The 23,622-nt window shown below is 62.4% G+C and carries 21 protein-coding genes and 8 pseudogenes; 15 read left to right on the top strand and 14 right to left on the bottom strand.

Annotated features, from left to right (window positions below):
- From ACFOJ9_RS38775 to ACFOJ9_RS38745, 7 genes and pseudogenes are all read left to right on the top strand, one after another.
- Positions 1–231, top strand: a pseudogene (locus tag ACFOJ9_RS38775) (hypothetical protein); the annotation flags it as partial.
- Positions 232–427: 196 nt separating this feature from the next.
- A pseudogene (locus ACFOJ9_RS38770) lies at positions 428–1,067 on the top strand (50S ribosomal protein L25/general stress protein Ctc).
- Positions 1,068–1,090: 23 nt separating this feature from the next.
- Positions 1,091–1,845, top strand: a pseudogene (gene pth, locus ACFOJ9_RS38765) (aminoacyl-tRNA hydrolase).
- A 91-nt stretch (positions 1,846–1,936) separates the two neighbouring features.
- A complete protein-coding gene (gene ychF / locus ACFOJ9_RS38760) occupies positions 1,937–3,040 on the top strand; it encodes a redox-regulated ATPase YchF (RefSeq protein ID WP_378982152.1) in 1,104 nt (367 codons plus the stop codon).
- 233 nt (positions 3,041–3,273) lie between these two features.
- Positions 3,274–4,248: a magnesium/cobalt transporter CorA gene (gene corA, locus ACFOJ9_RS38755; RefSeq protein WP_378982154.1), complete on the top strand. Its 975-nt coding sequence runs from the start codon at positions 3,274–3,276 to the stop codon at positions 4,246–4,248.
- A 128-nt stretch (positions 4,249–4,376) separates the two neighbouring features.
- Positions 4,377–4,853: a MaoC family dehydratase gene (locus tag ACFOJ9_RS38750; protein ID WP_378982156.1), complete on the top strand. Its 477-nt coding sequence runs from the start codon at positions 4,377–4,379 to the stop codon at positions 4,851–4,853.
- Entirely contained in the window at positions 4,850–5,320 is a 471-nt protein-coding gene (locus tag ACFOJ9_RS38745; RefSeq protein ID WP_378982158.1) for a MaoC family dehydratase, read from the top strand. Before ACFOJ9_RS38750 ends, ACFOJ9_RS38745 begins: the two co-directional genes overlap by 4 nt.
- A gap of 78 nt (positions 5,321–5,398) precedes the next feature.
- On the opposite strand, the gene ACFOJ9_RS38740 is transcribed toward ACFOJ9_RS38745, so the two are convergent.
- The 6 genes from ACFOJ9_RS38740 to petA form a co-directional block, all read right to left on the bottom strand.
- Entirely contained in the window at positions 5,399–6,610 is a 1,212-nt protein-coding gene (locus ACFOJ9_RS38740; protein WP_378988421.1) for a transposase, read from the bottom strand.
- A 209-nt stretch (positions 6,611–6,819) separates the two neighbouring features.
- Positions 6,820–7,365, bottom strand: a complete 546-nt coding sequence (locus tag ACFOJ9_RS38735; protein ID WP_378982160.1) for an adenine phosphoribosyltransferase — start codon at positions 7,363–7,365, stop codon at positions 6,820–6,822.
- A gap of 9 nt (positions 7,366–7,374) precedes the next feature.
- Positions 7,375–8,520 carry an alpha-hydroxy acid oxidase gene (locus ACFOJ9_RS38730; RefSeq protein ID WP_378982162.1) on the bottom strand — a complete coding sequence of 382 codons (1,146 nt, stop codon included), beginning with the start codon at positions 8,518–8,520 and terminating at the stop codon, positions 7,375–7,377.
- Positions 8,521–8,712: 192 nt separating this feature from the next.
- Positions 8,713–9,585 carry a cytochrome c1 gene (locus ACFOJ9_RS38725; protein WP_378982164.1) on the bottom strand — a complete coding sequence of 291 codons (873 nt, stop codon included), beginning with the start codon at positions 9,583–9,585 and terminating at the stop codon, positions 8,713–8,715.
- 89 nt (positions 9,586–9,674) lie between these two features.
- The gene (locus ACFOJ9_RS38720; RefSeq protein ID WP_378982166.1) at positions 9,675–10,976 is read right to left on the bottom strand and encodes a cytochrome b; all 1,302 of its coding nucleotides are present in this window, start codon (positions 10,974–10,976) and stop codon (positions 9,675–9,677) included.
- 16 nt (positions 10,977–10,992) lie between these two features.
- Positions 10,993–11,553 (bottom strand): ubiquinol-cytochrome c reductase iron-sulfur subunit, encoded by a 561-nt coding sequence (gene petA, locus ACFOJ9_RS38715; protein ID WP_378982168.1) that lies wholly within the window; start codon positions 11,551–11,553, stop codon positions 10,993–10,995.
- A 260-nt stretch (positions 11,554–11,813) separates the two neighbouring features.
- Here petA and ACFOJ9_RS38710 point away from each other — a divergent pair, with 260 nt between their 5' ends.
- The 3 genes and pseudogenes from ACFOJ9_RS38710 (at position 11,814) to ACFOJ9_RS38700 (ending at position 12,861) form a co-directional block, all read left to right on the top strand.
- Entirely contained in the window at positions 11,814–12,089 is a 276-nt protein-coding gene (locus tag ACFOJ9_RS38710; protein WP_378982170.1) for a type II toxin-antitoxin system Phd/YefM family antitoxin, read from the top strand.
- A complete protein-coding gene (locus ACFOJ9_RS38705) occupies positions 12,089–12,511 on the top strand; it encodes a type II toxin-antitoxin system VapC family toxin (protein ID WP_378982172.1) in 423 nt (140 codons plus the stop codon). The genes ACFOJ9_RS38710 and ACFOJ9_RS38705 overlap by 1 nt, the downstream gene beginning before the upstream one ends.
- 6 nt (positions 12,512–12,517) lie before the next feature.
- A pseudogene (locus tag ACFOJ9_RS38700) lies at positions 12,518–12,861 on the top strand (cupin domain-containing protein).
- Positions 12,862–12,864: 3 nt separating this feature from the next.
- Here the strand turns inward: ACFOJ9_RS38700 and ACFOJ9_RS38695 are convergent.
- The 5 genes and pseudogenes from ACFOJ9_RS38695 to ACFOJ9_RS38675 all read right to left on the bottom strand — a co-directional run bounded on the left by ACFOJ9_RS38695 (position 12,865) and on the right by ACFOJ9_RS38675 (position 17,865).
- A complete protein-coding gene (locus ACFOJ9_RS38695) occupies positions 12,865–13,176 on the bottom strand; it encodes a DUF6665 family protein (RefSeq protein ID WP_378982176.1) in 312 nt (103 codons plus the stop codon).
- A 1-nt stretch (position 13,177) separates the two neighbouring features.
- Positions 13,178–13,618 carry a GNAT family N-acetyltransferase gene (locus ACFOJ9_RS38690; protein ID WP_378982178.1) on the bottom strand — a complete coding sequence of 147 codons (441 nt, stop codon included), beginning with the start codon at positions 13,616–13,618 and terminating at the stop codon, positions 13,178–13,180.
- Positions 13,619–13,661: 43 nt separating this feature from the next.
- A complete protein-coding gene (locus ACFOJ9_RS38685) occupies positions 13,662–15,545 on the bottom strand; it encodes an ABC transporter ATP-binding protein (protein WP_378982180.1) in 1,884 nt (627 codons plus the stop codon).
- A gap of 10 nt (positions 15,546–15,555) precedes the next feature.
- Positions 15,556–17,441 (bottom strand): annotated as a pseudogene (locus ACFOJ9_RS38680) (ABC transporter ATP-binding protein).
- Between the two features lie 28 nt (positions 17,442–17,469).
- The gene (locus tag ACFOJ9_RS38675) at positions 17,470–17,865 is read right to left on the bottom strand and encodes a hypothetical protein (protein ID WP_378982184.1); all 396 of its coding nucleotides are present in this window, start codon (positions 17,863–17,865) and stop codon (positions 17,470–17,472) included.
- Positions 17,866–18,308: 443 nt separating this feature from the next.
- Between ACFOJ9_RS38675 and ACFOJ9_RS38670 the strand changes: the two genes are divergently transcribed.
- Both ACFOJ9_RS38670 and soxR read left to right on the top strand, forming a co-directional pair.
- Complete coding sequence (locus ACFOJ9_RS38670; protein WP_378982186.1) at positions 18,309–18,767, top strand: tRNA (cytidine(34)-2'-O)-methyltransferase; 459 nt, start codon at positions 18,309–18,311, stop codon at positions 18,765–18,767.
- Positions 18,768–18,980: 213 nt separating this feature from the next.
- On the top strand, positions 18,981–19,424 hold the full coding sequence (soxR, locus tag ACFOJ9_RS38665) for a redox-sensitive transcriptional activator SoxR (RefSeq protein WP_352627586.1): 444 nt from the start codon (positions 18,981–18,983) through the stop codon (positions 19,422–19,424).
- A 26-nt stretch (positions 19,425–19,450) separates the two neighbouring features.
- On the opposite strand, the gene ACFOJ9_RS38660 is transcribed toward soxR, so the two are convergent.
- Positions 19,451–19,708 (bottom strand): hypothetical protein, encoded by a 258-nt coding sequence (locus tag ACFOJ9_RS38660; RefSeq protein ID WP_027039410.1) that lies wholly within the window; start codon positions 19,706–19,708, stop codon positions 19,451–19,453.
- A gap of 114 nt (positions 19,709–19,822) precedes the next feature.
- Between ACFOJ9_RS38660 and hemF the strand changes: the two are divergent.
- The 3 genes and pseudogenes from hemF to ACFOJ9_RS38645 all read left to right on the top strand — a co-directional run bounded on the left by hemF (position 19,823) and on the right by ACFOJ9_RS38645 (position 21,665).
- Positions 19,823–20,736, top strand: a pseudogene (gene hemF, locus ACFOJ9_RS38655) (oxygen-dependent coproporphyrinogen oxidase).
- A gap of 258 nt (positions 20,737–20,994) precedes the next feature.
- Complete coding sequence (locus tag ACFOJ9_RS38650) at positions 20,995–21,255, top strand: DUF1344 domain-containing protein (RefSeq protein WP_378982190.1); 261 nt, start codon at positions 20,995–20,997, stop codon at positions 21,253–21,255.
- 224 nt (positions 21,256–21,479) lie between these two features.
- The gene (locus tag ACFOJ9_RS38645) at positions 21,480–21,665 is read left to right on the top strand and encodes a DUF1059 domain-containing protein (protein WP_109659722.1); all 186 of its coding nucleotides are present in this window, start codon (positions 21,480–21,482) and stop codon (positions 21,663–21,665) included.
- Positions 21,666–21,751: 86 nt separating this feature from the next.
- Here the strand turns inward: ACFOJ9_RS38645 and ACFOJ9_RS38640 are convergent.
- Positions 21,752–23,015 (bottom strand): annotated as a pseudogene (locus ACFOJ9_RS38640) (CCA tRNA nucleotidyltransferase).
- A gap of 289 nt (positions 23,016–23,304) precedes the next feature.
- Positions 23,305–23,487: pseudogene (locus tag ACFOJ9_RS38635) on the bottom strand (NUDIX domain-containing protein); the annotation flags it as partial.
- Positions 23,488–23,622: the final 135 nt, after the last annotated feature.

Raw genomic sequence — 23,622 nt, 5'->3', positions numbered from 1 at the left:
GTGCCTGCAGATGTTGAAGCCGAATGGAACATTCCTGTTCGCGAACTACGCGAGGGCAATCCGACGCCGAGGTACGGGAGACGATCATGGACCTGGGTGTTGCTGCTGCGGTCGGAGGTTCGACATGTGGAACATCGTCAATGCAGCGTCGACCGCAACGCCGTCGAGGCGCAGGTGTTCTTTGGCGAGAACCACAACGTCCTGTATGCCGTCATCGAAAAGCGCGGATAGCGCCCGACTTGGACTGTGCGCCGGCGGAGGTGCCTTTGGCTTGCACCTCCGGCCGCCTTCCGCTATAGAGCCGCCACCCGCGTAGACACCTTGGAGGCAACGCGGCGGAAGGCCGCCTCACCCGGCGGCTTTCGACGTTTACGGTCCAGCACTTTGCCAACCGTGAGCGCTCCAGAACAAACCGAAAGGAAATGCCATGAGCCACGACACTTACGAGCTCAAGGCCGAAGCACGCGAACAGGTCGGTAAGGGGTCCGCCCGTGCAGTTCGCCGCAACGGTAAAGTGCCTGCAGTAATCTATGGTGACAAGCAGCCTCCCTGGCTATCGCGCTCACCTACAAGGACATCTACTACAAGATCCATGGCGGCGGGTTTCTGACCACGATCGCCACGATCGATGTCGACGGTAAGAAGATCCAGGTCCTGCCGAAGGACTTCCAGCTCGACCCGGTCAAGGATTTCCCTGTCCATGTCGACTTCCTGCGCATCGGCAAGGACACCCAGGTCAATGTCGACGTGCCTGTCCACTTCATCAACGAGGACAAGTCGCCCGGCATCAAGCGCGGCGGCGTGCTCAACATCGTGCGCCACGAAGTCGAGTTCCACTGCCCGGCCAATGCGATCCCGGAATTCATCACCGTTGATCTCACCGGCGCCAACATTGGCGACTCGATCCACATCTCGGCGGTTACGCTGCCGGCTGGTGTGAAGCCTGTGATCTCCGACCGCGACTTCACCATCGCGACCATTGCCGGTTCGTCGGCGATGAAGCCGGAGACGGAAGAGACGGCTGAAGCGGCTGCACTGAAGCGGCTCCTGCCGCCGAAGAGAAGTAACTCTTTCCCGCCCGGAGCAGACGATGCCAGAGAAGACAGCGCTTGTCTTTGCAGGCCTCGGCAATCCGGGCGCGAAATATGCTGACAATCGACACAATGTCGGTTTCATGGCGGCGGACGCAATCGCCCGCCGCCATTCCTTTTCGCCCTGGTCGAAGAAATTCCAGGGCCTGATTTCTGAAGGCACGCTCGACGGCGAAAAGATCGTCCTGATCAAACCGCAGACCTTCATGAACCTGTCCGGCCAAGCGGTCGGCGAAGCACTGCGCTTCTACAAGCTCGCCCCGAGGCGCTCACCGTCTTCTATGACGAGATCGACCTTGCCGCCGGCAAGCTGCGGGTGAAGGTCGGTGGCGGCTCCGGCGGCCACAATGGCATTCGCTCGCTCGACCAGCATGTCGGCAACGCCTATCGCCGCGTGCGCATCGGTGTTGGCCATCCCGGCGTCAAGGAAATGGTGCATGGCCATGTGCTTGGCGACTTTGCCAAGGCTGACCGCGAATGGCTGGATGTCCTGCTCGACGCCATCGCCGGCGACGCCGGATTGCTGGCCAAGGGCGACGACAATTCCTTCATGAACCGCGTGACGCTGGCCTTGCGCGACAAGCTGGTGCCGACAGGCGATGACAACCGACCGCCTCCCAAGGCGCCAAAAGTGCAGAGCCCGAAAGCCCAAAGTCACATCCGCCAGGCCCGCCCGCAACAGGCGCCCGCCAAGCTCCCCGAGACCGGGCCGATGGCCGCCATGCTGAAGAAGCTTTTCGGCGGCAAGGACTGAGCCGGATCGGCGCCACAGGGCTTGACGTTGATCACCCCTATCGCCCATAGCCCTGATCAAATTTCTATTTTCCCGATAGGACCGGACAAAAATGGGTTTCAAATGCGGCATCGTTGGCTTGCCCAACGTCGGCAAGTCGACGCTTTTCAACGCGCTGACTAGGACGGCGGCGGCGCAGGCCGCCAACTATCCGTTCTGCACCATCGAACCGAACACCGGCGAGGTGGCGGTGCCCGATCCGCGCCTGCAGAAGATCGCGGCAATCGGCAAGTCGAAGGAGATCATCCCGACCCGCATCTCCTTCGTCGATATTGCCGGTCTGGTGCGCGGCGCCTCGAAGGGCGAAGGGCTGGGCAACCAGTTCCTTGCCAACATCCGCGAGGTCGACGCCATCGTGCATGTGCTGCGCTGCTTCGAGGATGACGACATCACCCATGTCGAGGGCCGCATCGACCCGGTGGCCGATGCCGAGACGGTCGAAACCGAGCTGATGCTCGCCGACCTCGACAGCCTCGAGCGCCGCATCGTGCAATTCCGCAAGCGTGCCGGCAGCAAGGACAAGGAAGCCACCACCGTACTGCCGATGATGGAGGCAGCGCTCGAACTGCTGCAAGCAGGCAAGCCGACCCGCGTCCTGCTCAAGGGCATTTCGGCGGAAGATTTGCGCATCCTGCAGGGGCTCAACCTTTTGACCTCGCACCCGGTCCTCTACGTCTGCAACGTCACCGAAGCCGACGCCGCCACCGGCAACGAGCACACCAAGGCCGTGGAGAAGATGGCTGCGGCGCAAGGCGCCAGCACCGTCGTCATCTCGGCCGCGATCGAAGCCGAGGTCGCGCAGCTCTCGGACGAGGAAGAGATGGAATTCCTGTCCTCGCTCGGCCTCGATGAGCCTGGCCTGAACAAGGTCATCCGCGCCGGCTACGAGCTGTTGCACCTCATTACCTATTTCACCGTCGGGCCGAAGGAGACGCGCGCCTGGACCGTGCACAAGGGCGACAAGGCACCGCAGGCGGCCGGCGTCATCCACACCGATTTCGAGCGCGGCTTCATCCGCGCCCAGACCATCGCCTACAACGACTTCGTCACACTGGGCGGCGAAGTAGCGGCCAAGGAAGCCGGCAAGGCCCGCGACGAAGGCAAGGAATATGTCGTCCAGGACGGCGACATCCTGCTGTTCAAGTTCAACACCTGATGCCTCAAGGGGGCGGGTATCCGAAACATCCCGGCAAGCTGTCGGCGAAGTTTTCTCGACGAGTGCTTCCGAGTGTGCCGGCGGCCATCCGCGGATAGCCACTTGTCTTGATTTTGTCATGCCACAGGTCTAAGCGGCAGACGCACGGTCGGCGCACACGCTGAAGAACCGTGCAATCCGACACCACGCGTCAATTCGAACGCACCCCTTTAATCTGGCAGGGAGATCTGGCGATGATCAAGGCCTTCGTCGTGGACAATGATCGCCTGCGCGCTGTCGACGATCTCCTGGCAACCAGCGAGACCATCGTCTGGGCCGACCTGTTCAACCCGACAAAGGACGAGGAAGCGACGATCGAGAGCTGGCTCGGCGTTGCCATTCCGACGCGCGAGGAGATGGAGGAGATCGAGATTTCGAGCCGCCTCTATGTCGAGGACGGCGCCTATTTCATGACCGCCACCCTGCCCGCCCAGACCGAGATCGACGACCCCCTGATGTCGCCGGTAACCTTCGTGCTCGCCGGCACCAGGCTGATCACCGTGCGCTATCACGAACCGAAAGCCTTCAAGACCTTTCCACAGCGCGCCGAGAAGGTGGCGACCGGCTGCACCAGCGGCGACACGATCCTGATCGGGTTGCTGGAGGCGATCGTCGACCGTCTCGCCGATATCCTTGAGCGCGCCGGCCGCGACATCGAGGCGATCTCGCGTGACATCTTCCAGGCAACCTCGACCAAGGTTTCCAAGCGCAACCGCGACTTCCAGGAACTGCTGAAAGCCATCGGCCGCAAGGAGGATATCGCGTCTTCGATCCGCGACAGCCTGATCTCACTGCAACGCCTGGCCGGCTTCTTCGCCCATGCCTCGACCCGCACCAAGATGAGCAAGGACACCAAGGCGCGCATCAAGACGCTGTCGCGCGACGTGCTGTCGCTCGCCGACCACGCCACCTTCCTGTCGCAGAAGATCTCCTTCCTGCTCGACGCGACGCTTGGCATGATCTCGATCGAGCAGAACGCCATTATCAAGATCTTCTCGGTCGCCGCCGTCATCTTCCTGCCGCCGACGTTGGTTGCCTCGATCTACGGCATGAACTTCGACGTCATCCCCGAGCTCAAATGGGAGCTGGGCTATCCCTTCGCCATTGCCATGATGGTGCTGTCGGCGATCCTGCCCTTCTGGTATTTCCGCCGCCGCGGCTGGCTCTGATCCGCCCGCCAAAGGCCATGCAGCCACGACGTGGCGCTATAGAAATCTCTTGACCAAATGCGCTGCGGCCTGCATCCGGAAACCCTCGATCCTGAGGGATCGCAGGTTCGTGAGCCGGATTTCAGACCATGACTGCAAAACCAAAAAGCTGGGCCTATGAGGATTTCGTCGAGGGCGCGTCGCTCGATCTTGGCTCGAAGGTGGTCAGCGCCGCCGAGATCGTCGAATTCGCCGGAGAATTCGACCCGCAGTCGATGCATCTCGACGAAGAGGCCGGCAAGGCCAGCATCCTTGGCGGGCTGGCGGCCTCGGGCTGGCACACCTGCGCCATGTTCATGCGCATGCTGTGCGATGCCTTCCTGCTGGACTCGACCTGCCAGGGCGCGCCCGGCGTCGATCAGGTCAAATGGAAGAAGCCGGTCCTGGCCGGCGACCAACTCACCGGCACCCTGGTGGTTGTTGCCAAGCGCCTGTCGAAATCGAAGCCGCAACTCGGCTTCGTGACCATGCGCAGCGAACTGTTCAACCAGCGTGGCGAGAGCGTCTTCGAGCTCGAGAATTCCGTCATGTTCCTCACGCGCGATGCCGCGGGGATCCCTGCATGACACTGGACGAGTTCTTCCGCATCGGCACCACCGTGGCGCTTGGCTCGCACACATTCGAGCCCGAGGCGATCAAGGCCTTCGCCCGCAAATACGACCCGCAGATCTTCCATATCGACGAGGAAGCCGCGAAGAAAAGCGTGCTTGGAGGGCTCTGCGCATCCGGCTGGCACACCGCGGCGACCTGGATGAAACTCAATCTCGAAAACCGCATGGACGCCGAGGTCGCTGCATGGAGCGGCCCCGGCCCGGTGCCGGAATTCGGCCCCTCGCCCGGCTTCAAGAACCTGAAATGGCTGAAGCCGGTCTATGCCGGGCAAACCATCACCTTCACACGCACCGCACTGTCCCACCGCCCGATCGCCTCACGCCCCGGCTGGCGGCTGCTGGCGCTGCGATGCGAGGCTTCCGATCCGACCGGCGACAAGGTGCTGGAGTTCGAGAGCGCCGTGCTGGTGAAGGCTGAGTAGGTTCTTCCTTCGCCCCGTTTACGGCATATGCGCTAAGATAGCTTCGGCATGGACTGAAATTTGCGCTTTCGTGGTGGCTCACGCCATCGATGTCGCAAGGCATGGAGATTTTGGCGCAGGGCTGCCAAGGGAGGTTGAGCAAAGATCGCTGCGATCAGAGAGGCGACGATCTGGCGGGTGGCGCGCCACAGCAGCGGGCGCCCGTCGCTCAAGGGGAGAGACACCCAACTCCTGCGAAAGGGGTTCGGTCACAAGCGCGATGAGGAAGTGGGCAAGAATCCAAGGCTTTGCGATCCTTGGGTCTTTGGCTGGAGGCGCGCGCAGTCCGATCAGGCTCTTCAGACGCTTGAAGGCGAGCTCGATGCGCCAGCGCATGCGATAGAGCTTGAGAACTGTGCCGGAGGGAAACTCCTCCTGGTCAAGCGAGGTCACAAGGATGACAAAGCCGGCGGCAATCAGCGTCTCCGGTTGAACCTGCTTGCCCTTGGCCTTGGCTTCCTTGTTGATTTTGCGCCGCGCTTCTTGTGTCGCAGCCTCGGATTTGCGCAAGGCGATCAGGCGCATCTTCAGGGGCTCGCCCTTCTTGAGGCCCAGCCAGACAGGCGTTTCGATGACCTCCTCCCGGCAGCTCTTCAGGTGGCCGATGAGATCGAACGCCTTGCCGTTGGCGTCGAGCCATCGCACATTCTTCCACGGCGCGCGCACGACAACGTCGCCGTCTTGCGCCATGACCTTTGCGATCCGCTCGGCCTGCAGATAGGCGCGGTCGCCGATGCGGATCTCGCCCGGCACCACCGGCACGCGGTCGATCAGCTCGGCCTCGCTCTGGTCGGTGATCTCGAGGAAATCGAACTGCTCGCGCTCAAGATCGAAGGCGCAGTGCATACGCCAAAGGCCATTGTTCTTCTTCTCATGCACACCCGCCTTGGCAACCGATGTCGCATCGAGGATGCGGATCAGCCGGCCCTTAGGCAAGCCTTCCTCCTCGCGCTTCAAAAGGTGCCCGATCAACTGCTGCAGCCACGGCCCTGCATTGCGCAGCCGGCCGAGCAACGCCACGTCCGAGATGTCGGCGATCCCGCTTGCCGCCGCCCAGGCCACGACGCCCCGCATGCCCACCTTGCCAAGGCAGTAAGCCAGTGTCAGGCGCAACAGATCAGTAGCCGACCTGACGCCCCGCGGCCGCAGAAACGCCTTCGTCTCGCGGGCACTCCCTGCAATCAACTCTTCACCGCCGAGGAGCTCAATCGTCTCGGCCCAGCCGTCATCTACAAGCGATTCGTGAGTCATCGCAGCGTAGAATCACAACCGATTCCCCACTGCAACACCTATCTTAGCGCATATGCCGTTTACGGGGAGAAGGTGCCCGAAGGGCGGATGAGGGGCGGCGCCAGCGCTGGTGTCTCGCGTTGCCTTCCCGGCCCTTCGCTATCGCTCCGGACGTTGGAGCCCTTTGAAAGGTCCACTGGACCTTTCAATTTGCCCTCGGCAAACCGGTCTCAATGCCCCTCAAACCCAATCAGCGTCCTGACCGGCACGCCAAGCGCCTCCAGCCTGGCGCGGCCGCCGAGGTCCGGCAGGTCGATGACGAAGCAGGCGGCGAGGATGTCGGCGCCGATCTGGCGCAACAGCTTGACCGCGGCTTCCGCGGTGCCGCCGGTGGCGATCAAATCGTCAACCAGGATCACTTTCTCGCCGGGCGAAACGCCGTCCTTGTGCATCTCCATCTCATCCAGCCCGTATTCCAGGCTGTAGGCGACACGCACCGTCTCGAAAGGCAGCTTGCCCTTCTTGCGGATCGGTACGAAACCGGCCGAGAGCTGATGGGCAACGGCGCCGCCAAGGATGAAACCGCGCGCCTCGATGCCGGCGATCTTGTCGATCTTCTGGCCGGCATAAGGATGCACAAGCTCGTCGATGGCGCGGCGGAAGGCGCGCGCATTGCCGAGCAGCGTGGTGATGTCGCGAAACAGGATGCCGGGTTTGGGATAGTCCGGAATGGTGCGGATCGCGGCAAGCAACGTGTCTTCGAGCGAGGATTTCATGGTTCGAGATTACCTGAATCGGAGGTTGTTGCGCGACAATTGTTCGATCGAACTGCAGCCCATCAGCTTCATGCCACGTTCGATCTCGACCCGCATCTGCTCAAGCGCCCGTTCGACGCCGGGCTGGCCGGCCGCCGCGAGCGGGAACAAATAATAGCGGCCGACGCCGACGGCCTTGGCGCCGAGCGACAGTGCCTTCAGCACATGCGTACCGCGCTGCACGCCGCCATCCATGATGACGTCTATCCTGTCGCCGACCGCATCGACGATCTCGGCAAGCTGGTCGAACGCCGCCCGCGAACCATCCAGCTGCCGGCCGCCATGGTTCGACAGCACAATGCCGCTGCAGCCGATGTCGACGGCGCGTCTGGCATCCTCCACCGACATGACACCCTTGAGGCAGAACGGACCCGACCACAGCTTGACCATCTCGGCGACGTCGTCCCACGTCATCGACGGGTCGAGCATCTCGGTGAAGTAGCGGCTGATCGACATCGTGCCGCCGCCCATGTCGACGTGCTCGTCGAGCTGCGGCAGCTTGAACCCTTCATGGGTGAAATAGTTGATCGCCCAGGCCGGCTTGAGCGCGAACTGCGCCATTCCGGCCAGGTTGAGCTTGAAGGGAATGGCAAAGCCGGTGCGTTTGTCGCGCTCGCGGTTTCCCCCGGTGATGCTGTCGACGGTCAGCATCATCACCTCCACGCCAACCGCCTTTGCCCGCTGCATCATCGCCCGGTTGAGGCCGCGATCCCGGTGGAAATAGAATTGGTAGACCTGCGGGCTGCTGCTGATCTTGCGCGCTTCCTCGAGGCTGACGGTGCCAAGCGAGGAGACGCCGAACATGGTGCCATATTTGGCGGCGGCCTTGGCGACCGCGCGCTCGTCCTGATGATGGAACAGGCGCTGCAAGGCGGTCGGCGAGCAATAGAACGGCATTGCCAGCTTCTGGCCCATGACCGTCACCGACATGTCGACCTCGCTCACCCCGCGCAGCACGTTGGGAACCAGGTCGCAGGTCTCGAAGCTTTCGGTGTTGCGGCGATAGGTGACCTCATCGTCCGCCCCGCCGTCGATGTAATTGAAGATCGGCCCCGGCAGCCGCTGCTGCGCCATGCGGCGGAAATCGGAAAAGTTGTGACAGTCGCTGAGCCGCATCATCGAGTTCCAAATGCCATTTCGGAGCGAGCCCTTCGCCGCCGTTTCCTGCGTCGAATATCAATCAGATGTCTCCCTGCCAACGGGCTTGTTCGACAAGACTGCACCTGACAACCGGGCTGAAATCCCAGCCCGCCTCAGCAAAAAGGGCGCTTCTAAGCGCCCTTTTGTAATCCTTTGGCTCGGCCCGGTTTAGTGGGCCACGCCTTCCCACACCTTGCGCTTGGTGAGATAGACCAGCGCGCCGAACAAAAGCAGGAACACCAGCACGCGGAAGCCCGTCTTCTTGCGGTCTTCCATATGCGGTTCAGCCGCCCACATCAGGAAGGCGGAGACGTCGCGAGAATACTGGTCGACGGTCTGCGGCGCGCCGTCATCATAGGTCACCTGGCCGTCGGACAGCGGCTTGGGCATTTTCAGCGACACGCCAGACATGAAGTACGGGTTGTAGTGGGTGCCTTCCGGGATGACCATGCCGGCAGGCGGTGTCTCGTCGTAGCCGGTCAGCAGCGAGTGGATGTAGTCGGGGCCGCCCGCGTCATACTGGGTGAAGATGTCGAAGACGAATTGCGGAAAGCCGCGCTCGATACCGCGCGCCTTGGCCAGCAGCGACATGTCGGGCGGTGCAGCGCCACCATTGGAGGCAGCGGCTGCTTCCTCGTTGGCGAACGGTGCCGGGAAATGGTCGGACGGCTTGCCGGGACGGTCGAACATGTCGCCGGCATCGTTGGGGCCGTCATGGATGGTGTACTCGGCCGACAGCGTCTTGATCTGCGCATCGGAATAGCCGAGGTCCGACAGCGTGCGGAACGCCACCAGGTTCATCGAATGGCAGGCCGCGCAGACTTCCTTGTAGACCTTGAGGCCGCGCTGCAGCTGCGCCTTGTCATAGGTGCCGAACGGGCCAGTGAAGTTCCAGCTCATTTCCTTCGGCTCGTGGATCGGGAAATGCGTCGGCGCGGCGGCGTTGTGCGCCTCTTCGGCGGCGATCGCCCAAGTGCCCGCCGACCCGATGCCGACGGCCACGAGGCCGACCAGCGCCAGCGAGGTGAGAATCTTTTTCATGCCAAATCCCCTTAGATTCTCTACCGCTCTGTCTTCCTGTTTGAGCATGATCTTGTCCGAAAACCGGTTCCCACTTTTCGGGATCATGCTCAGCCCTTGGTCTCTGGCGCGGCCGTGGCGCCTGCCGGATGTCCGCCCCCGCCCTTGTTCTTCTCGAGCACCGCCTCGGTGATCGAGTTGGGCAGCCGTCGCGGCGTCTCGATCAGGCCGAGCACCGGCAGCGCGACCAGGAAGAAGGCGAAGTAGACCAGTGTCGCCATCTGCGCCATGAACACATAGCTGCCTTCGGCCGGCTGCGAGCCCAGCCAGCCAAGCAGGATGGCATCGGCCACGAACAGCCAGAAGAACAGCTTGTACCAGGGCCGGTAGACCGCCGAGCGCACCTTCGAAGTGTCGAGCCACGGCACCAGGAACAGCATGACGATGGCGCCGAACATGCACAGCACGCCGCCGAGCTTGGAGTTGATCGGCCCGACATTGAAGGTGATGGCGCGCAGGATGGCGTAGAACGGCAGGAAGTACCATTCGGGCACGATGTGGGCCGGCGTCTTCAGCGGGTTGGCGACGATGTAATTGTCGGGATGGCCGAGATAATTCGGCAGGTAGAAGACGAAATAAGCAAAGAAGAACAGGAACACGATCATGCCGAACGCGTCCTTGATGGTCGCGTAGGGGGTGAAGGCGACGGTGTCAGTCTTCGACTTGATCTCGATGCCGGTCGGGTTCGACTGACCGACGACATGCAGCGCCCAGATATGCAGCACGACAACGCCGGCAATCATGAACGGCAGCAGGTAATGCAGGGCAAAGAAGCGGTTCAGCGTCGGATTGTCGACGGCGAAGCCGCCGAGCAGCAGCTGCTGGATCCAGTCGCCGACCAGCGGAATGGCACTGAAGAAGCCGGTGATGACGGTGGCGCCCCAGAAGCTCATCTGCCCCCATGGCAGCACGTAGCCCATGAATCCGGTCGCCATCATCAGCAGGTAGATGATGCAGCCGAGGATCCACAGCAGCTCGCGCGGCGCCTTGTAGGAACCGTAATAGAGGCCACGGAAGATGTGGATGTAGACGGCGACGAAAAAGAACGAGGCGCCGTTCGAATGCATGTAGCGCAACAGCCAGCCCGAATTCACGTCGCGCATGATCTTCTCGACCGAGCCGAAGGCGAGATTGGTGTCGGCCGTGTAGTGCATGGCCAGCACGATGCCGGTCAGGATCTGCGCCACCAGCATGATTGCCAGGATGCCGCCGAAGGTCCACGCATAGTTGAGGTTGCGCGGCACCGGATAGGCGATGAAGCTGTCATAGACCAGCCGCGGCAGCGGCATGCGGGCGTCGAACCAGCGTCCGAGACCGGTTTTGGGCGTATAGGTCGAGTGTCCCTCGCTCATCGAAATGTCCCCTGCCTCAACCGATAAGGATCTTGGTATCGGAAATGAACTTGAATACCGGCACTGCCATGTTCTCAGGCGCCGGGCCTTTGCGGATGCGTCCGGCCGTGTCGTATACCGAGCCATGGCATGGGCAGAACCAGCCGCCGAAATCGCCTTCCTGGCCAAGCGGAATGCAGCCGAGATGGGTGCAGACCTGAACCATCACCATCCAGGCTTCCTTACCGGGCGTGGTGCGGTTGGCGTCGGTCGCCGGCGCATCGGCCGGCAGGTTGGCGTTGCGGGCGATCGGATCCTTGAGGTCGCCCAGCTTGACCGCTTCGCCGTCCTTCATTTCCTGTTCGGTGCGGTTGCGCACCACGACCGGCTTACCGCGCCACTTGACGATCAGCGACATGCCCGGTGTCAGCGAGGCGACGTCGACTTCGACCGAGGCGAGCGCCAGCGTCGAGGCGTCGGGGCGCATCTGGTCGATGAACGGCCACGCGAAGGCCCCCGCGCCGACCACTGCGGCCATGCCGGTGGCGACGTAGAGAAAATCACGACGGTTGGGATCCTGGATGTCGGTTGCGCTCACGGGTGCCTGATCCTTTCGCCTCTTCCGTGCCGGTGGCTGAGCCTTGTTCCCCGCTCAATTACGCCAACCCGACAGCGCATGGCGAACAGGCTTGCGAATTCCTCCGGCATTTGGACTTCGGTTTATGCGTGAAGCCCGTTTTTGTCCAGACGGGTGAAGGCACAAGGGCAGATTGTCGCGGGTGTTCCGCACAGCGATGAATTTGACGTGCTTGGCTGAATGTAGCAATATGTCTACATCTCCCGAATGGAGGTGCTGAAATGAACATCTCGACGAAGACGGTCACCATCATGTCGAGCCGTGAATTCAACCAGGACACGGCGCTTGCCAAGCGGGCTGCCAGGAACGGACCGGTTATCATCACCGACCGCGGCAAGCCTTCCCATGTACTGATGTCTATGGAGGAATATCAGCGTTTGGAGAAGAAGCCGAGAAGCCTCGCGGACGCGATCGCCGACGATCGCCCCGAAGCAGATTTCGATTGGGAACCACCTCGCCTGGAAGGGCCGTTTTTCAAGGTTCCCGAACTCGACTGATGTTCATTCTCGACACCAATGTCGTTTCGAATCTGCGTCGTCGGGACAAGACCGATCGCAACGTTTTAGCCTGGTCAGAGACTCACGACATCGCCAGCTTTTTCATGTCGGTCATTTCGATCCTGGAACTCGAAATCGGAACGTTGCTCTTGTCGAAGAAGGATCCCCGCCAGGCCGCCATGTACCGTGAGTGGCTGGATCAGATACTGATTCCACAGTTTGACGACCGGATACTGAGCATAGACACGGCCGTTGTCGTGCGTTGCGCAAACCTCCACGTTCCCGATCCGAAGCCGGAGCGTGATGCCCTCATTGCCGCCACCGCGCTCGTCAATAATTTGACGGTCGTGACACGCAATACCAAGGATTTTGAGGGCACCAGGGTGAAGCTTTTCAATCCCTGGATACCCGCGAAGGGCTAGATAGCCATGGCACACATCATAGACCGCGACACCTGGGCTGTTGGCTCCGACCTTTGGAAGGGCGAGTTGCAATGCGGCGCCTACGGCTCCAACTCCTGCCTGATCTTTAACTACCTGCCTGATGTCGGCGGCGGCCCGCGGCTGCACACGCATCCCTACGCGGAGATCTTCATCATCCGTCAGGGCACCGGCCTGTTCACCGTCGGCGACAAGGAGCTCGAGGCCTCGGCCGGCCAGATTGTCATCGTGCCGCCCCACACGCCGCACAAATTCACCAATCTCGGCCCGGCCCGCTGGAGACGACCGACATCCACGAGAACGGCAGCTTCATTACCGAATGGCTGGAGTGATCCCTATTTCGCTCCGAGCCTGGCCAGCACCGCCTTTGGGATGCTGTATTCGCGAATGACGGCATCGTGCTTGCGCAACCCGCACAGCTCGCGCTGGATGAAATAGCCATGCACCGCCTCGGCGGCATCCTTGAGCAGCCGGGGGCGCAGTTGCTCGTCGGCATTGTCGCGCAGCCTGGCCAGCGTTTCCTCGACCCGTTGGCCGGCACGGCCGAGCGCGGCCGCCTTCTCCGCCAATATTTCATGGCCGAGCGCGTCGAAGGCGGCTTCGGCAGCGGCAGCGCCGGCAAGATGAGATGGCGGACGCAAGGACATGTCAGCCCCCTTTCCCGAAAATCATGCGGTGTGTGACAAACTCTTCGCCTTCCACGCGCTGAAAGCCAAGCCGTTCATAGAAACCGAAGGCTTCTTGCGGCGCGCGGGTGTTCAGCACGGCGAAATGGTGACGGGTCCTGTCGATAACGGTCCCGACCAGCATCCGGCCAAGGCCGGTGCGACGGTGACGCGCACTGACGAACAGGTGCCGGACCCGGCCGTGGTCCCTGCCCTCGAAATAAGGATCGATGTTCAGCCCGCACACGCCGGCGAGTTCCCTTCCATGCCAGGCTCCGTACAGCGCCTCGCCGCGCTTCAGGAACTTGTTGCGGCCGCTTGCCCAGCCATCCGCCAGGCGCACTAGCATCCAGTAGCCTTCCAGCCGGCTCTCCTCCTTCAGCGCGTCGAAGGCCGAAATGGTTGGCCGGAGCCGCTTGAGCACATAGCCGACCTCCGGGCTGACACTTGGCGACCCGCCCATGGAGCTACTCCGCCGGGCGTGTCTCTCCGAGCACGCTGTCCTCGTGGTAGAGAAAACCGCCGGACTGCCGCTTCCACAGCCGCGCGTAAAGCCCGTCGAGCGCCACCAGTTGGTCATGCGTGCCTTGCTCGACGATGCGGCCACCGTCGAGCACCACCAGCCGGTCGAGTGCTGCGATCGTCGACAGACGGTGGGCGATGGCGATGACCGTCTTGTTTTCCATCAGCCGCGTCAGATTCTCCTGGATCGCCGCCTCGATATCGGAATCGAGTGCCGAGGTCGCTTCGTCGAGGATCAGGATCGGCGCGTCCTTGAGGAAGACGCGGGCGATCGCCACGCGCTGGCGCTGGCCGCCCGACAGTTTGACGCCGCGCTCGCCGACAAAAGCCTCGTAGCCGGCGCGGTCCCTGTTGTCGCGCAAGGTCAGGATGAACTCGTGCGCCTCGGCCTTTTTCGCCGCCGCGATCACTTCGGCATTGGTCGCGTCAGGCATGCCGAGCTTGATGTTGTCGCGCAGCGAACGATGGAACAGGGCCGTGTCCTGGCTGACGACGCCGATATTGGCGCGCAGCGAATTCTGCGTAACTTTGTCGACATCCTGGCCGTCGATGGTGATCGACCCGCTCTCGAGGTCGTAGAGGCGCAGGATCAGATTGGCGAGGGTCGTCTTGCCTGCGCCCGACGGTCCGACCAGTCCGACCTTCTCGCCCGGCCGCACGACGAGGTCAATGCCGTTCAGCACGCCGAATCCTTTGCCGTAGTGGAACTCGACGTTCTTCACCTCGATACGCCCGCCTGCCACCACGAGCTCCTTTGCGTCGGGCGCATCGGTGAGGCCGAGCGGCTGCGAGATCAGCGCCTTGGAATTTTCCAGCACGCCGAGGTTTCGCAAGATGCTGTTGAGCTGCATCATCAGCCGGCCGAGCAGCATGTTGAGCCGCAGCACCAGCGACAGGGTGAAAGCGACCGCGCCGACGGTGATCGAGCCCTCGACCCAGAGATAGACGGCAAAACAGCCGATCGCCGTGATCATGATGCCCGACAGCGTCGTCAGCGCCATGCGCACGCCGGTCAGCCGACGGGTAAACGGACGCAGCGCGTCGAGATAGATGTCGAAGCCGTTCTTGATGTAGCGATCGTCGCCGTCGGCCGAAAACAGTTTCAGCGTCTGTACGTTGGAATAGGAATCGACGATGCGGCCGGTGATCATCGAGCCGGCCTCGGCGGTTTCCTCGGCATGCTTGCGGATTGCCGGCAGATAGAGCTTGGCCAGCCAGCCGAAGGCGGAAATCCAGATCACCACCAGCACCGCCAGCCTGAGATCCAGTCCGGCGACCAGCGCCAGCGTCGTCACCGTGTAGACGACCATGAACCAGACGACCTCGATGAAGCTTTCCATCAGGTCGCCGGTCGCTTGCCCGGCCTGCCACACCTTGGTGGCGATGCGGCCGGCGAAATCGTTCTGGAAGAAGGCGTAGGACTGGCGCGACACATGCCGGTGCGCCTGCCAGCGCACCAGATTGTAGAAGCCGGGCGTGATCGTCTGTTCGTCGACCAGCGCCGAAAGGCCGACGACGATGGTGCGGATGACCAGCACCACCGCAATCATGAACACCAGTTCAGAGCCTGCGGCGTTCCACAAAGCGTGCCAGCTGCGCTCGGCGGGAAGCTGGTCGAGAATATCGACCAGCCGCCCGACGAAGTAGAACAGGCCGGCCTCGACCAGCGGCGCGATGCCGCCGATGACCAGCATGGCGAAGAAGGCGAACTTCGCCTGGCCGACATAGTGCCAGAGAAAGCCGCCGACGCTGGTCGGTGGCCGAAGATTCGCCGGCTCCCTGAACGGATAGACCCAGTTCTCGAACCAGCGATAGACGGCTGTCATCATGCGGCGGCCATCATTCTGCGGCTTGCCCCTTTGCAAGTGCGTCATTGGCGGCGGCGGCTGGGCCTTCGTCGAGCAGGAACCCGCCCGACTGGCGCTGCCAGAGCTGCGCGTAGAGCCCGCCCTTGGCGACGAGTTCTTCGTGCGAACCTTCCTCGATGACACGGCCCTTGTCCATCACCACCAGCCTGTCCATCGCGGCGATGGTCGACAGTCGGTGCGCGATGGCGATGACGGTCTTGCCTTGCATGAGCTTGTAGAGATTCTCCTGGATCGCCGCCTCGGCTTCGGAATCAAGCGCCGAGGTCGCTTCGTCAAGGATAAGTATGGGTGCATCCTTCAACATAACGCGAGCAATGGCGATGCGTTGCCGTTGGCCGCCGGACAATTTGACGCCGCGATCACCGACATGGGCATCGAAGCCCTTACGGTCCTTGGCGTCCGAAAGCCCTGATACGAAGTCCAGCGCCTCGGCGCGCCCCGCTGCCTCGACAAGCAGTTCTTCTGAAGCATCGGGCCGGCCATAGAGGATGTTCTCGCGCACCGAACGATGCAGCAGCGAGGTATCCTGCGTGACCATGCCGATCTGGGCGCGCAGCGAATCCTGTGTCACATCGGCGATTTCCTGGCCGTCGATCAGGATCTTTCCGCTCTCCAGGTCGTAGAAACGCAGCAGGAGGTTGACCAGCGTCGATTTGCCGGCGCCGGAGCGGCCGACGATGCCGACCTTCTCGCCCGGCTTCACCGCCAGCGACAGGTTCTCTATCACCCCCTTCTGCTTGCCATAGTGGAAGCGGATGTCCTCGAAGCGTATCTCACCCCTGGAAACGGCGATGTCCTTCGCGCCGGCTTGTCCTCGACCAGGCGTGGCAACGAGATCGAGGCGATGCCGTCCTGCACCGTGCCGATATTCTCGAACAGGCCCGACATTTCCCACATGATCCATTGCGACATGCCCCACAGCCTGAGCACCAGCCCGATGACCACCGCGACCGCGCCGATCGTCACCGACTGGCCGAGCCACAGCCACAGCGCCATCGCCGTGACCGAAAACAGCAGCAGCGAATTCATGATGTAGAGCAGGCCGAAAAGCACCGTCACCAGCCGCATCGACCGGTAGACTGTCTGCAGGAAGCCGGCCATGCCTTCCCGCGCAAACGACGCTTCGCGGCGTGCGTGGCTGAACAGCTTGACCGTCTGGATGTTGGAGTAGCTGTCGACAACGCGGCCGGTCATGGTCGAGCGCGCATTGGCCTGCTCCTCGCCGACCTTGCCCAGCTTCGGGATGAAATAGCGCAGCAACAGGATGTAGCCGACCAGCCAGACGCCGAGCGGCGCGGCCAGCCGCCAGTCGGCCGAGCCGACGATGACCAGCATGCCAAGGAAATAGACGATGACGTAGTTCAGGACATCGATCAGCTTGATGACGCATTCGCGCACGGCAAGCGCCGTCTGCATCAGCTTGGTGGCGATGCGGCCGGCGAACTCGTCCTGATAGAAGCTCATCGACTGCTTGAGCAAATAGCGGTGCACCTGCCAGCGGATGCGCATGGGATAGTTGCCCATCAGCGTCTGCTGGTTGAGCAGCGAATGCAGCCATACCGTGCCCGGCAGCGCAAACAGCACGATGAACGCCATGCCGGCGAGCTTCCAGGCTTCCGTCTGCAGGAAGGTTTCGCGATTCTGCCCCGACAGCCAGTCGACGATGCGGCCGAGGAAGCCGAACATCCACACTTCCGCGATCGCGATGGCCGTCACCAGCACCGCGTCGAGAAGGATATAGGGCCACGCGCCGCGCGTATAATGCACGCAGAAGGCAACAAGCGTCCTGGGCGGCTCGACCGGTTCCGCCGCGGGGAATGGATCGAGCCGTCTTTCAAACCAGCTAAACAACAACATAGGTCATGCTCACAAATCTGTTTTCCGCTTATGCGGCACGGGAGCGTACGAAGTCTCCGGAACCCACGGCGTCGACGGCCGACGGTCCGGAATCATCCGGACCGTCGGCCCTGCTTCGCGCAATATAGGGGCTCGCGGGCTTTTCGCCGACAGGCGCGCCTGACGATCCTGACGGCGCACTGTTCACGATCCGGATTTTCGCGCTGGGTCGGATCAAACGGACGATCCGGCGCACCAGCGACGGCCGGCTGGGGTCGGGAACCGCGCGCGAGAAATCGACGTCCGGCAGCATGCCGCGATGCGGCCGGCGGCGGACTTCGGCGTGAACGGCCGACGAATAGGTGTCGCCGATCAGCAGCGCCCAGGTCGGCAGTCGGTGGATATGCAGGCTCCTTGAGCCCGGTATTCTGTAGGGATCGAACATCGGTCCGTCCTCCGTGTGAAAATAGAGATAAAAAGGCGAAGCAATATCGTCCGCCGGCATTCGGCCGGAGGCACGCATTGCGCCGGTCGAGACACGATAAGCATCGGTCCGGACGGGTTCAGGTGGGGCGTTCAGCCCTTTTGACTTTTTGAAAAACATCGCAGGATTCCTTCGAGAGCCGAAAAAACGTTTCGGCGGGAATCGGTGCGATCAAGTCTTAGAGAGTCAGGAGAATTGTCGTACCGAAACCGCCAGCAGGCAGGTAAGCCCACGAGAGGGGCGCTGGATGTGCATGGTCATCATGAATTACCCCTCCATCGGTTCGGGTTGACAATGGAGCTGACATACCCGACTTCGCAGAAAATGGCCACCCGCAGGTCCAGCAATTTCCAAAACCGCGCGCCCGCTGTGGCCGATCTGCCACTTATTAGAAGGACGCGGAAGTGAACTGTTGTCTCCGCATCGCGCTCTACCAGCCGGATATCGCCGGCAACACCGGGACAATCCTGCGCTTCGCCGCGTGCCTCGGGCTCGGCGTCGACATCATCGAACCGGCCGGCTTTCCGCTCTCCGACAAAGCGCTCAAGCGAGCCGGCATGGATTACCTCGAAATGGCTGCCCTGACCCGGCATGTCGACTGGCACGCCTTCGAGGACTGGCGCAAAACTGGCGCGCGCCGGCTGGTGCTGCTGTCCACCAAAGCCACGACCGCTTACACCAGCTTCACCTTCGGCGATGGCGACATCCTTCTGTTCGGCCGCGAATCCGCAGGCGTTCCAGATCCTGTCCATCAGGCGGCGGATGCGCGGCTGACCATCCCCATGCAGGGCGCGGCGCGCAGCATCAACGTCGCGCTGTCCGTCGCCATGGTGGCGGGCGAAGCCATCCGGCAACTCGGCTAAAGCAATTCCAGGAAAAGTGTGAAGCGGTTTTCCCGGGAAATGCGCGTAGCGCTTTCCCTGGGGAATTGCGTCAAGACCTAGCGGCACTCCGTCTCCCGTCATCTTGACCCAGGCGCACATCGCCTTCTCCTTCGTTTGCACATCCAGGGTTTCTTCGCTACAAGCTCAACTTAACTTGAGGTCAAGCAGAAAAATCGGGGCGGAAAATCAGACATGGCGCCTGTAACGGAATTGACGGTCGGCCAGGTGGCCATGCGCAGCGGGGTGGCGGTGTCGGCGCTGCATTTCTATGAGGCCCGCGGCCTGATCCGCAGCCACCGCACGTCGGGCAACCAGCGCCGCTACGGCCGCGACGTGCTGCGGCGCGTGGCGATCATCAAGGTGGCGCAGGAGGTCGGCATCTCTTTGGCCGAAATCGGCACGGCCCTGGCATCGCTGCCCGAGGGTCGCACGCCGACACGCGATGACTGGAACCTGCTGTCGACCGCCTGGCGCGACGGCCTCGATCACAAGATCGCCCAGTTGAAGAAACTGCGCGACGGGCTGACCGACTGCATCGGCTGCGGCTGCATGTCGATCGACAAATGCCCGCTGCGCAACAAGGGCGACCGGCTGGCGAGGGAAGGCACGGGGGCGAGAAGGCTGGTTGCTGGCTGAGCCCTTGTCGGGAGGCACGCCACGCTTCAATCCGCCGCCGGCAACCGCCTGATGGTGAACTCGATGAGGTCGCCCGGCCGCTCGAACCAGCTTTCGATCTCGGTCCAGTAGGCCTGCTTGGGAAAGCGCTCGAACCATTCCTTGGCCTTGAGCCGCGCATCGGAGCGCGGCAGCACGAAGGTCTCGCGCAGGAAACCATCGCGCGGCATGCGCGCGTGTTCGGCCCGGCTTTGGTCGAGCCTTTTCTTCAGGCCATCCAGCGGCGGTCTTGCCGGGGTGCGCACGAAACAACTCCTTGCACCGTAATGACACTTGACCCTGTCCCCTAAGAGATTAGGGATCGCGCCGGCAAAAGACGAGTCATTTGTAGGACTCGCCGCCCCAACCGGAGACGGCACTTGGAACGACCTGAAATACCGGCAGGCCTGCCCGCCGACATCGAACAGAAGAAGATGAAGGCGCGCCTATGGTTCGAGGCGCTGCGCGAACGCATCTGTACCACCTTCGAGCAGATCGAGCAGGATCTTGGCGGGCCGCTGGCCTCATGGTCTCCGGGTCGTTTCGAAAAGACGCCGTGGGAACGCGACGAGGGCCGCGGCGGCGGCGGCACCATGTCGATGATGCACGGGCGCGTCTTCGAGAAGGTCGGCGTCCACACCTCGACCGTCTACGGCGAGTTCTCGCCCGAATTCAGAAAGCAGATGCCCGGCGCCGAGGAAGATCCGCGCTTCTGGGCATCCGGCATTTCGCTGATCGCGCATCCCTGGAACCCCAACGTTCCGGCCGTGCACATGAACACGCGCATGGTGGTCACATCTAGCCAATGGTTCGGCGGCGGCGCCGATTTGACGCCGGTGCTCGACAGCCGCCGCACCCAGGACGACCCCGACACGGTCGCTTTCCACCGCGCCATGCAATTCGCTTGCGAGAAGAACGTCGCGGTGGCCGACTACCCGAAATTCAAGGCCTGGTGCGACGAGTACTTCTATTTGCCGCATCGCAACGAGCCGCGCGGCACCGGCGGCATCTTCTTCGACTGGCTGCATTCAGGCGAGGACAGAGGCGGCTGGAATGCCGATTTCAACTTCGTCCAGGATGTCGGCCGCTCTTTTCTCGTCGTTTACGGCCATCTCGTGCGCGCCAACTTCAACGAGAACTGGACCGACGGCGATCGCGACGAACAGCTCATCCGCCGCGGCCGCTATGTCGAATTCAATCTGCTTCACGATCGCGGCACCATCTTCGGACTGAAGACTGGCGGCAATGTCGCGGCTATCCTCTCCAGCCTGCCCCTGAGGTTCGCTGGCCGTAACAAAATGGTGAGCGCGGCGTGAGCCGCATTGATGTCCCATTCGTTCGAAATGGGCATGGAATGTGGCACGCGGTGCGTCGAAAAATTTCTTTTTCGTCTAATAGGCTCTTGAAAAGACTGGTCTATTTGTGGCGCCGGGTCGGGAAGCGCCGGCGGTTCGCCTAAGAGCGGGCCGCGACCCGACGCGACCGGACGGCCCAGACGATGCGGGACATCTTCGTCAAAAAACGATGCCCGCCTCTCCAGGAGTACTTCGCAATGCGCAAGATCATTGTTTCGGCAGCCGCCGCTGCCCTTCTCGCTTCCGGTTCGGTGGCGTTCGCCGCCGTCAAGCACACCACCGGAACGATCAAGACCTTTGACGCAACGGCCATGAGCCTGGTCCTCGATGACGGATCGTCTTTCACGCTTCCCAAGACCTTCAAGGATCCTGGCCTGCAGGTCGGTGAAAAGGTCCGCGTCTCATGGGACATGAGCGGCAAGAAAAAAATTGCCGAGTCCGTCAAGATCACCAAGTGATGGCCTGCCGCCAAAGCAGGACGAGGCGGTGTCTGGTCCTGCTTCGGGATAGCGCAAAAAGGCGGAGCAGCGCTGCTCCGCCTTTTTGCCGTTGACGGCAACCAATACCACGCCATCTGTGTTATGCTTTCCACCCGCTCGCGGTTCGCGGATTCAACCCTGGAAATCGGACCAAAGTGCGGGAGCCTCGACCAGGCTCCACGGAGGAAAAAGGAGAAAATCCCATGAAGGAATTTCACTGCGGGTCGCTTGTTCCCGGCTGTGACTGGCACACGCGTGCCGATGAGGAGGCCGAGGTTATGCGCCGTGCCGTCGAGCACATGCGCGAGACGCATGGCGAGACGGTCATCCGCGAGACGATGATCGAGGCGATCCGCTCGCGCATCGAGAAGGCCCGCGACGCGGCCTGATTTGCAGCAATTCCGGGAAAACTGCGCAGCGGTTTTCCCGGAAAAGCGCATAGCGCTTTCCCTTAGGAATTGCGCTGACAAATACTTTACCCGGCTTTCAAGGCTTCCGCGGCACGCTCAAGCAGCGCGCCGCGATCGGACGCAAATCCTGCTTCGACCCATTCCGCCTCGAGATTCCTGAGGATTTCGCCAAGTTTCGGCCCTGGAATTGCGCCGAGCGCCGTCAGATCGGCCCCTTTCAGCGGAAACAACGGTTTTTCCCATTTCACAGCGAAGGCCAGCAGCCGCGAAAAGCCGCCGGCTTCAAGCAGCGCGTCGGTGTCCTCGACAGCGCGCGCCCGTGCCCCGGCGAGCGACAATCTGAGCCGGTCGACAAACCCTTGCCGGTCGCCGCGATAGAGCCTTTTTGCCAGTTCGCCCTCGGTCGTCTTCGGCTCGACAGCGGTGGCAAGCGCCCAGTGGCGCAGGCGATCCGCTTCAGCAGTCGAGAATTTGAGGCGCTCGGCGAGCGTCTTCATGCGCGCGGCGTCCGGCGGCACTATCGCTTCCAGCCGCAGCAAGGGGTCGGGTGTCCAACCGAGGTCCTTCTCGGCCCTGGTCAGCCCGTGGATCGCGTCGATGCCCCATTTCTCGCTTTCCGGCAGTGCGGCCGTCAAGACGCTGGCCTGCCGCATCCAGAGCAGCGCCCGCGAGGGATCAGGCGCCGACAAAAGCTTTTTCAATTCCGACCAGATGCGCTCGGCCGAAAGTTGGGCGAGCCCCTCCTTCAGCCGCGCGCAAGCCTTTAGCCCTCGGCATCCGGCCGGCCATCGCCATACCAGGCGAAGAAGCGGAAGAAGCGCAGGATGCGCAGGTAGTCCTCACGGATGCGCGCTTCCGGGTCGCCGATGAAGCGCAGCCGTCGTGCCTCGATGTCGGCGATGCCGCCGACCAGGTCGACAACCCTGCCGTCGGCCTCAGCATAGAGTGCGTTGATGGTGAAATCGCGCCGCTCGGCGTCAAGCTTCCAGTCGCGCCCGAACGACACCTTGGCGCGCCGCCCGTCGGTCTCGATGTCGGCGCGCAAGGTGGTGATTTCATAGGGCTTGCCGCCGGCGACCACCGTGATCGTGCCATGCTCGATGCGGTCGGCACCGCCTTGAAACCTGCAGCCTCGGCGCGGCGGATGGTTTCCTGCGGCAGGCAAGTGGTGGCGATGTCGATATCGGCGACCGGCTGGCCCATCAGCGTGTTGCGCACCGCGCCGCCCGCGACACGCGCCTCTTCGCCGCCCTCGGCCAGTGCGGCCAGCAGGCGCTGCAGATGCTTGTCGGTGAGCCAGTCGGCCCTGCCCGCGATCGAGACACTCACGCATAAAGCCTTTCATACAGCGTGCGGATGATGCCGGCGGTGACGCCCCAGATGCGCCGGTCGCCATAAGGCATGTCGTAGAAGAACCATTCGAGATCGTTCCACATGCGGCTGTCGCGCTTGTGGTTGGCGGGTCCATCAGGAAGCGCAACGGCACTTCGAAGGCGGCGTCGACCTCGTCGGTGTTGAGCGTCAGCTCAAAACCCGGCCGCACAATGCCCAGCACCGGCGCGATGCGGTAGCCGCTGCCGGCGACGTAATCGGGCATGCGGCCGATGATCTCGATGCGATCGTCGCCAAGGCCGATCTCCTCGAAGGTCTCGCGCAACGCCGCCGCTTCCGGGCTTGGATCGGTGTCGGTCGATGGTGCCGCCGGGAAAGGCCACTGCCCCGAATGGTTGCGCAGCTTTTCGGCCCGTTTGGTCAACAGAACCGTCGCATCGCCCTCATGATCGACAACCGGGATCAGCACGGCGCATCGCGCAGCGCCTTGCCCTGGTTGAGGCGCGGATGACCCGGATTGAATCGATGGTCGCCATATCGTCACCGGCTATGCGATCCGGCTGCGCGGCAAAGCGCGCGCCGAAAATCCGCTGAGGAAAACGGC

It is taken from the genome of Mesorhizobium cantuariense (assembly GCF_042647205.1).
Lineage (GTDB): Bacteria > Pseudomonadota > Alphaproteobacteria > Rhizobiales > Rhizobiaceae > Mesorhizobium > Mesorhizobium cantuariense.
The sequence above is the reverse complement of the archived record's forward strand: the minus strand, read 5'-3'. Positions and strand labels throughout refer to the sequence as shown.